This is a genomic window from Acidovorax sp. KPB24-07 (assembly GCF_057543315.1).
In genome coordinates this window covers 1-1,210 of the sequence record NZ_BAAJYS010000680.1, presented here as the reverse complement: position 1 = coordinate 1,210, position 1,210 = coordinate 1, and the positions used below count along the sequence as shown (strand labels likewise).

Here is a 1,210-nt window from a genome sequence, read left to right as displayed (position 1 = left end):
CAGGCATGAAATCCGCCGGCATGGCACCTGTTTGGCCTTGAATCGATCGCGCGGACCGTTGGGCAGATGCCAACCGGGTCCGCAACGCCGCGCCGTACACTGCCGCCCATGCAAATCTACATGGTGGGCGGCGCGGTGCGCGACAGGCTGCTGGGCCGCCCGGTCAACGACAGGGACTGGGTCGTCGTCGGCGCCACGCCCGACGAAATGGCGGCGCAGGGCTACCTGCCCGTGGGGCGCGACTTCCCGGTGTTCCTGCATCCCCAGACGCACGAGGAATACGCCCTGGCGCGCACCGAGCGCAAGAGCGGGCGCGGCTACCGCGGCTTTGCGGTGCAGGCCTCGCCCGAGGTCACGCTGGAGGAGGACCTCTCGCGCCGCGACCTCACGATCAACGCCATCGCGCAGCCGGCCGATGCGGCCGGTGCCTCTGCCGCCGCCCCCTCGGCAACGCATGGCCTGTGCGACCCCTACGGCGGCGTGCGCGACCTGCAGGCGCGCGTGCTGCGCCACGTGACCGACGCCTTCCGCGAAGACCCCGTGCGCATCCTGCGCGTGGCCCGCTTCGCCGCGCGCTTCACCGACTTCACCGTGGCCCCCGAGACCCTGGCGCTCATGCGGGAGATGGTCGAGGCCGGCGAGGTGGATCACCTGGTGGCCGAGCGCGTCTGGCAGGAACTGGCCCGCGGCCTGATGGAGCCCGCGCCCTCGCGCATGTTCGAGGTGCTGCGCGCCTGCGGAGCGCTGGCCGTGCTGCTGCCGGAGCTCGACCGCCTGTGGGGCGTGCCCCAGCGCGCGGAGTACCACCCCGAGGTCGACACCGGCGTGCACGTGATGATGGTGCTGGACATGGCCGCGCGGCTGCAGGCGCCCCTGGCCGTGCGCTTTGCCTGCCTGGTGCACGACCTCGGCAAGGGCACCACCGCGGCCGACGTGCTGCCGCGCCACATCGGCCACGAAACCCGCAGCGCCGAACTGCTGCGCGACGTGTGCGAGCGCCTGCGCGTGCCGGTGGACTGCCGCGAAACCGCGGACGTGGTGGCACGCGAGCACGGCCACATCCACCGCAGCGCGGACCTCAACGCCGCCGCCCTGCTGCGGCTCCTGGAGCGTTGCGACGCCCTGCGCAAGCCGGCGCGCTTTGCCGAGGTGCTGCTGGCCTGCGAATGCGACGCGCGGGGCCGGCTCGGCTTCGAAGAGACGCCCTACC

1 protein-coding gene is annotated in these 1,210 nt (G+C 72.8%); it reads left to right on the top strand.

The genetic code is table 11. The features are described 5' to 3' along the window. Nucleotides 1-108 precede the first annotated feature (108 nt). On the top strand, nt 109-1,210 hold a 1,102-nt coding region (locus tag AC27IQ_RS24965), incomplete at its 3' end, for a multifunctional CCA addition/repair protein (protein ID WP_487091213.1).